We start from the raw sequence: 7,284 nt of genomic DNA on the forward strand, positions 1-7,284 counted from the left end.
ATCATTCAAAGAAAAGGGGCCAAATCCTTTGGGAAAGGTAATTTTAAAGCTCTTTTTGAAGCTATCGAAAGAGAACAAGAACTAAGAGGGAATTTATAAAAGGTAGCCGGTTAATTGCCGGCTATTTTTTTTATTAATTAAAACTCCTAAATTTTTTAAAAATAATCCTATGAAGAACCTCATCCAATTTCTCAGCCAGCTACTTAAAGGGGGAATATTTTTCTTATTCCCTATTATTCTGGTCATTATTTTATTTCAAAAGGCAATTTCTCTTCTAAAACCTTTAGCTGCAATTCTTTCTGAAAAAGGAGGCTGGCATAGTAGCATCACAAGTAATGCATATTTTTTAAGCATCCTTATTCTATTCGTCATTTGTTTGATTGCTGGATTTATTGCAAACCAAGGGGTAGGTAAGAAAATTATTTTATGGATAGAAAATAATTTTCTCACACTATTTCCAGGATATCAATTGATGAAAAACACGATGCAGAATACCGCTGGACTGGATTCTGAAACTAATTTCCCTGTGGTTTTGGTACCAATTGATGGTTGGATGATAGGATTTCAAGTAGATGAATTGGAATCTGGAGAATATGTCGTTTTTGTTCCATCTGCTCCAAACATTTGGGAAGGCAATGTGGTCATCTTTAAAAAAGAAGAAATAAAGAAAACCAATTTAGCTCAAAAAGATGTCAATAAATTATTGAGACAACTTGGGGTTAACTCTCACGAAATCCTCAATAAAAAGACTTCCATTTTAAATTAATTTTCTACGTCAGAACTTGGAACAAATTCCCCAAATTGGGAAATAATCGTTTTCCTCAATTGGTACATTATACTTTTTTTCCAATTCTTCAAAATCTAAAATCACAGCTTTTATATCTCTAAGGTCTAATTTCTTTGTAATTGTTATGGTATTTGAAGATGCTTAAAAATATTTTCATTGGAAGTTAGCATGGCATGATCCTTTCTCATTTAAATACTCTAAAACAAAGAAAAATGAGCATTGCTGAAATATTTGGGTATGATACCCAAAAGGTTTTTGAAAAAATTACTGAAAAATTACAATCCTGGGGAGAAACTGCAATCAACAATCTACCAAACTTAGTTTTGGCGATTATGATTATGGGATTGAGTATTTTTATTGCTAAAAAATTTAAAAAATATTCTAATCGATACTTAAACAAAATTCGGATAAACCCTACAATCAGTCGGTTCTTAAGCCAGATCATTTTCATGGGTTTCTTAATATTGGGAGTCATGTTATCCTTGTCTGCATTGGAATTGACCAAAACAGTGTCTTCTATTTTGGCAGGTTTGGGAATAGTTGGTCTGGCATTGGGTTTTGCATTTCAAGACACAGCTGCCAACTTTATGTCAGGTGTTTTTATCACCTTTAACCAGCCTTATAAAATTGGAGATATTATCAAAACTAAGGACGATCACGAAGGGAAGGTAATTGACATAAACCTAAGAGTTACCAAAATTCGAACTTATAATGGTCCTATCGTACATGTTCCTAATAGAATGCTTTTCCAGGAATACTTCATCAATTACACAGAGGAAGGGAAAAGACGGGTTCAAATTGAATGCGGGGTTAGTTATGGAGAAGATTTGGAGCATGTTCAAAAAGTAGCTTTGAAAGCAATGGAAAGTATACCAAGTAGATTAAAATCTGAGGAACCCAGTATTTTTTGGACTGGATTTGGAGACTCTTCCATAAATTTCATTTTAAATGTTTGGGTAAAATTTTCTACTTCCGAAGTCAACTTTATTCCTGCTAGAAATGAGGCGATTATATCTTTAAAAAAGGCCTTTGATCAAGAAGGAATTACGATACCATTCCCTATCAGAACACTGGACTTTGGTATCAAAGGAGGAGTAAGAATGAAAGAAGAGTTACATAGTTTAAGCCTAGTCAAGTCAGAAGAAAATTCTAAGTAATATGGATAATGCCCCTAAGGAAGATTTTCTATCTCCTAGCAAATTTAAATTTAAACACATCCCTCAATTGATTGTCTTGGCATTTCATCGATGGACTGCCGCAGATCCTGCTAGGATGTCTTCTGTAGTTGCCTATTATGCAGTTCTCTCCCTTCCTGCCCTTTTGGTTATTGTAGTAAATACTGTTGGGGCCATTTGGGGAGCAGATATAGTAGCAGGGAAGCTTACTAGCCAATTTCAAAGTATTTTGGGAGCCGATACAGCCTCTATTGTTGAAGAGATGATTCTGAGCACAGAGTTTAGCGGGAAATCAACTTTGGCTTCAATTATTGGAGTTGCCACTTTGATTTTTGGTGCAACTGGGGTTTTTTATCATTTGAAAATTTCTCTCAATGAGATTTGGGAACTGAAAATGACAGAAAAAATAACTTGGTATAAACTAGCTAAAGATCGTTTAATCAGCTTTGGGTTTGTACTAGTCTTAGGTTTTTTGCTTTTGATCAGTTTTATTTTAACTGCGACATTATCTATTCTGAGTGAGTTTATCTCAGAAAAACTTCCTGATGTGGTACTCTACTTAGCATTTGCCTTAGATTGGATTTTTTCTCTAGGGGTAATCACCTTACTATTTGGACTGATATTTAAATATTTACCAGATGCTAAGATCCGATGGAAGACAGTTTGGGTCGGTGCTTTTCTAACAGCCTTATTATTCGTGTTAGGTGAGTTTTTACTGGGCTTATATTTCGGAGCAACTAATCCAGGTTCTACTTATGGAGCTGCAGGCTCTTTGATTTTGATCCTTTTATGGGTTTCTTATTCATGCCTGATATTTTTCTATGGGGCAGAATTCACCAAAGTATTTTCTATCAAATATGGATATGGCATCGTTCCATATAACCACTTTTCAAGAGTTAAAAAAAAAGAAGTAGTAATTGATAAAAATCTAAAAAAGGAGGATTTTTTATAATTCTAAAAATTATAACCAAAAAGTAAATCCAAATCATTTTTAAGAACTTCACTTTTACTGTAAAGGGATTCTTTTGATGAATATTTGGCTGAATTGCGCTTTCTATCCAGTTTTTTTTAAAAAATTATTCAAATCATTTATAGCTTGAGAATGGCTTTAATTCACATTTTCTATATCTTAGAATTCAAAGAAATTTTTATCATATGAGCGTAATAGACCCTACCATCCTTTCCAAGGCACAAAGTTGGCTTCATGGAAATATTGATCAAGAAACTAAAACAAAAATCAAAAATCTGATTGATGAAAACCCAACTGAGTTGGTTGATTCTTTTTATCAGGATTTAGAATTCGGAACAGGAGGACTTAGAGGTCTCATGGGAGTTGGAACCAACCGAATGAATATTTATACTATTGGGATGGCCACTCAGGGACTCGCCAATTACCTTTTAAAGTGTTTCAAAGGAGAAGATATTAAAGTTGCTATTACTCATGATAGTAGAATTAACAACACATTATTTGCAACAACAACTGCAAATGTTTTAACAGCAAATGGTATTAAAGTATTGTACTTTAAAGAAATGAGGCCAACGCCAATGCTTTCATTCGCTGTCAGACATTTTGGATGCAAAAGTGGCGTTATGATCACAGCCTCTCATAATCCTAAAGAATATAACGGATATAAAGCATATTGGGATGATGGTGCCCAAGTAGTTGCTCCTCATGATACCAATATTATAAATGAGGTAAAAAAAATAACTTCATTCGATCAAGTAAATTGGAATAAAAAGGATGATCTTTTTAGCTATATAGAAGAAGATTTCGACACTATTTATTTGGAAAAAGTTAAAGGATTAAGTCTTGCGCCAGAGGAAATTCAAGCTCAAAAAGATTTGCCAATTGTTTTTTCACCTATCCATGGAGCATCGGGTAAAATGGTTCCAGCAGCAATCAAAGCCTTTGGATTTCAAAACATTCATATTGTAAAAGAACAAGCTGAGCCAGACGGCACATTCCCTACTGTAGTTTATCCAAATCCAGAAGAAGCTGAAGCTTTAACACTTTCTTTAAAATTGGGAAGAGAAATCGGGGCAGAGTTAATTTTGGCTTGTGACCCGGATGGAGACAGATATGCTGCTGCAGTACCAAATTCAACAGGGGAATTTGAATTATTAAACGGGAATCAAACTGGATCACTATTAACTTATTACTTATTAAGTAGGTGGAAAGAAGCCGGAAAATTGGATGGTAATCAATTCATGGTAAATACCATCGTTACGACTGAATTAATTGACAGAATTTGCGAAGGTTTTGGGGTTGAATGTTTTTCGGTTTTAACTGGCTTCAAAAATATTGCTGCTATAATTCGGGATCTCGAAGGAAAACAAACTTTCATCGGAGGCGGTGAGGAATCCTATGGGTATTTAGTGGGAGACTTCGTAAGAGATAAAGATGGAGTCAGTGCTTGCGCCATGGTAGCAGAAGTTGTCGCTTATTATAAATCAAAAGGCAAAACTGTTTTCGATGTATTGGGAGAGATTTATGAAAAATTCGGATTCTACAAGGAGGCGCTAATCTCGGTTACCAAAAAAGGAAAAGATGGCGCTGAACAGATTCAGGCTTTAATGACTGATTTTAGACATCATCCACCAAAAGAAATGAATGGTCAAAAAGTAGAGAAAATTGTGGATGTGAAAGCGAGCACCATTACTCATGTTGACTCAGGAAAAGTAGAAAAACTGAACATGGATAAGTCTAATGTCATGCAATTCTATTTAGCAGATGGAAGTAAAATTTCGGCAAGACCATCTGGAACAGAACCAAAGATCAAATATTATTTCTCAGTTAATAATACACTTTCTAGTTCAAAGGATTACGTCAAAACCGAAAATGAATTATCTGAAAGATTGGAAGGATTAAAGCAGTATTTCAGTTAAATAGTATATTTCAAAATTCTTAAGCACCAGAAATAAAACTGGTGCTTTTTTTATAACCTTCTCCAAAGTACATCTGCAAAATAATTAGTATCGTCGGTAAAATTTTGAATAGTTTTAAATCCACCTCTTTGGCCAAGTTGCTCAATCTCTAAAAGACTATATTTCTTACTAATTTCAGTGAAAATCGGTTCAAAGGCCTCAAAAAAGAAAGATTGATCTAAGTCCTTGATATTAACGGTTTGCTCTTTCATCGATACCAAGTGGCTTCTGCATTCGCCTGAAACAGGATCGTAACTTGGCCAATGCATAAAAGTATCTAGATCAAAATCTCCTTTTAACTCTTTATTGATCCTTTCTAAAAGGTTTAAATTGAATTCACTTGTAATGCCCTTCGAATCATGATATGCACTAAGAATAGTTTCTGGATTCTTTTTTAGATCTATTCCTATCAAAACAAAATCCCCATGGGTAGCTCCAATTCTTAAATGATCCAAAATGTCAAAAGCTTCCTCTAAACCAAAATTACCAATATTTGATCCGAGAAAAAGAATTAGACTAGGCTTTCCATTTTCCCATGAGCGTCTTAACAAAGATCCTCTATAGGTGTCTTCGATACAGGTCACATTTAAATCAGGAAATTCTAATGATATTGAATGCTTTAGTTCATTCAAGACCGATCCTGAAAAGTCTATTGGAAAATATTCAAAATCAGCTTTTTTATGTAAGAGATGCCGTAATAGAATCTTTGTTTTTAGACCGTCCCCTGCTCCTAGTTCTACCAAATTAAAAGATTGACCTAAGTTCAAGATAGGTTGTAGAATCTTCTCAAACTGTTTTTCAAATATTTCAAACTCTTTTCTAGTTAAATAATATTCAGGGAGATCCATTATTTTTTGGAAAAGTTTATCCCCTTTTGCATCATAGAAATATTTAGAAGGTAAAGTTTTTGGACTCGAACTTAAGCCTACCATAACATCTTGGGCAAAGTTGCCAAAATCTAAATTTTTTGAACTCATATTAAATTGATTCAGCTAATCGGATCCCCATGAATTGCCATCTGAATTGAGGATGAAAAAAATTTCTGTAAGATGGTCTAGAATGATTTTCGGGAGTAGCAACTGATGAGCCTCTTAAAACCATTTGGTTGATCATAAATTTCCCATTGTATTCTCCTAATGCTCCCGGTGCAATTTTAAATCCAGGATAAGGCAAATAAGCAGAATTACACCACTCCCATCTACTTCCCCACTGGAATTCTTTTTGGGCAACTTCCCATTCAAATTCTGTAGGAAGTCTCTTCCCTTTCCAAGTTGCAAATGCAGCCGCCTCATAAAAATTAACATGGGACACAGGAGCTTCCCACATAATTTCTTTCCTTCCGAATAACGTATAATAAGACCATTTACCATCCTTATATTCCCAATATAAAGGAGCTTTTATAGTTTGACTTTTTAACCAAAACCAGCCTTCATCATGCCAAAAAATTGGGTTTTCATAGCCTCCATCTTCCATAAATTCAAGGAATTCCAAATTACTCACCAAGGTTCCTGATATCTTAAAAGGATTAAGGTACACTTTGTGTGGATTTAATTCATTGTCAAAACAAAATCCATTTCCCTGATAACCTACTTTATAAACCCCCTCCTCAATTTCTATCCAAGGAGAAGGCTTAATTTCTAAATACTCCCCAATATCCATCACAGATGGATCCAATGGATTATGCCAAAGACTAAATTTTAAATCAGTCAACAATAGTTCCTGATGTTGTTGCTCATGATTTAAGCCTAAAGTTATTAATTCCAAAACTTCAGATTCTCCATTAATAATCAAGGCTTCCATTGCTTCATTTACATATTCCCTATAGTCTAATACCTCTGAAACAGATGGTCTTGTCATTAATCCTCTTTGATTCCTTGCAGTTCTATTTCCCAGTGAATTATAATATGAGTTAAAGAGAAAATTGAATTGAGGATGTTTTACGTGGTATCCTTTTAAAAATGGTATGAGAATAAATTGCTCAAAAAACCAAGTAGTATGTGCTAGATGCCACTTTGGAGGACTTACCTCCTCCGAAGCCTGAAGGCTAAAATCTTCCGTAATTAAGTTTTTGCAAAGAAATAAAGTATGGTTTCTAACATGTTTAAACTGTTCATAAATACTCATATAAAAGGTTTTATTATTAATTAGAAAGGAGTTCATTCCTTTCCTACATGAATTAAAGCATCTCCAACATTTATTACGGGCATGTTATTAATTCCTATAACGTGCCCATTTGAAGGAGCTTTCACAGGAATCTTTACCTGGCCATAAGGATCTGATATCTTGGCTAAGATTTGTCCTTTTTTTACTGATTCACCCAATTTAACATTTGAATTAAATATTCCCGAAGCCTTAGCCCTTATCCAATCACTTTCTTTTAAAAGGATGGTAGCTTGT

Annotated in this window: 7 protein-coding genes; 4 read left to right on the forward strand and 3 right to left on the reverse strand. The window is 34.3% G+C overall.

Features of this window, described 5'->3' with window-relative positions; translation table 11 throughout:
* Window positions 1-169: 169 nt before the first annotated feature.
* The 4 genes from Q0L68_RS13600 to Q0L68_RS13615 all read left to right on the forward strand — a co-directional run bounded on the left by Q0L68_RS13600 (window position 170) and on the right by Q0L68_RS13615 (window position 4,848).
* Window positions 170-766 carry a DUF502 domain-containing protein gene (locus Q0L68_RS13600; protein ID WP_296704137.1) on the forward strand — a complete coding sequence of 199 codons (597 nt, stop codon included), beginning with the start codon at window positions 170-172 and terminating at the stop codon, window positions 764-766.
* A gap of 233 nt (window positions 767-999) precedes the next feature.
* Window positions 1,000-1,944 (forward strand): mechanosensitive ion channel family protein, encoded by a 945-nt coding sequence (locus tag Q0L68_RS13605; protein WP_296704139.1) that lies wholly within the window; start codon window positions 1,000-1,002, stop codon window positions 1,942-1,944.
* Window position 1,945: 1 nt separating this feature from the next.
* Entirely contained in the window at window positions 1,946-2,914 is a 969-nt protein-coding gene (locus Q0L68_RS13610) for a YihY/virulence factor BrkB family protein (protein ID WP_296704142.1), read from the forward strand.
* Window positions 2,915-3,117: 203 nt separating this feature from the next.
* The gene (locus Q0L68_RS13615; protein WP_296704144.1) at window positions 3,118-4,848 is read left to right on the forward strand and encodes a phospho-sugar mutase; all 1,731 of its coding nucleotides are present in this window, start codon (window positions 3,118-3,120) and stop codon (window positions 4,846-4,848) included.
* A 50-nt stretch (window positions 4,849-4,898) separates the two neighbouring features.
* Here the strand turns inward: Q0L68_RS13615 and Q0L68_RS13620 are convergent, their stop codons facing one another.
* From Q0L68_RS13620 to Q0L68_RS13630, 3 genes are all read right to left on the reverse strand, one after another.
* On the reverse strand, window positions 4,899-5,864 hold the full coding sequence (locus Q0L68_RS13620) for an L-histidine N(alpha)-methyltransferase (RefSeq protein WP_296704147.1): 966 nt from the start codon (window positions 5,862-5,864) through the stop codon (window positions 4,899-4,901).
* Window position 5,865: 1 nt separating this feature from the next.
* Window positions 5,866-7,011 carry an ergothioneine biosynthesis protein EgtB gene (gene egtB / locus Q0L68_RS13625; protein ID WP_296704150.1) on the reverse strand — a complete coding sequence of 382 codons (1,146 nt, stop codon included), beginning with the start codon at window positions 7,009-7,011 and terminating at the stop codon, window positions 5,866-5,868.
* A gap of 32 nt (window positions 7,012-7,043) precedes the next feature.
* Window positions 7,044-7,284, reverse strand: a 241-nt coding sequence (locus Q0L68_RS13630; protein ID WP_296704153.1) for a succinylglutamate desuccinylase/aspartoacylase family protein, incomplete at its 5' end; no start/stop codon positions are given.

Source organism: Algoriphagus sp., from assembly GCF_024642405.1.
GTDB lineage: Bacteria > Bacteroidota > Bacteroidia > Cytophagales > Cyclobacteriaceae > Algoriphagus.

Bases quoted from the DNA above. Each gene is read 5' to 3' on its own strand.
- Q0L68_RS13620 (WP_296704147.1), bottom strand. From the start codon at position 5,864: ATGAGTTCAAAAAATTTAGATTTTGGCAACTTTGCCCAAGATGTTATG.
- Q0L68_RS13605 (WP_296704139.1), top strand. From the start codon at position 1,000: ATGAGCATTGCTGAAATATTTGGGTATGATACCCAAAAGGTTTTTGAA.
- Q0L68_RS13610 (WP_296704142.1), top strand. From the start codon at position 1,946: ATGGATAATGCCCCTAAGGAAGATTTTCTATCTCCTAGCAAATTTAAA.
- egtB (WP_296704150.1), bottom strand. From the start codon at position 7,011: ATGAGTATTTATGAACAGTTTAAACATGTTAGAAACCATACTTTATTT.
- Q0L68_RS13615 (WP_296704144.1), top strand. From the start codon at position 3,118: ATGAGCGTAATAGACCCTACCATCCTTTCCAAGGCACAAAGTTGGCTT.
- Q0L68_RS13600 (WP_296704137.1), top strand. From the start codon at position 170: ATGAAGAACCTCATCCAATTTCTCAGCCAGCTACTTAAAGGGGGAATA.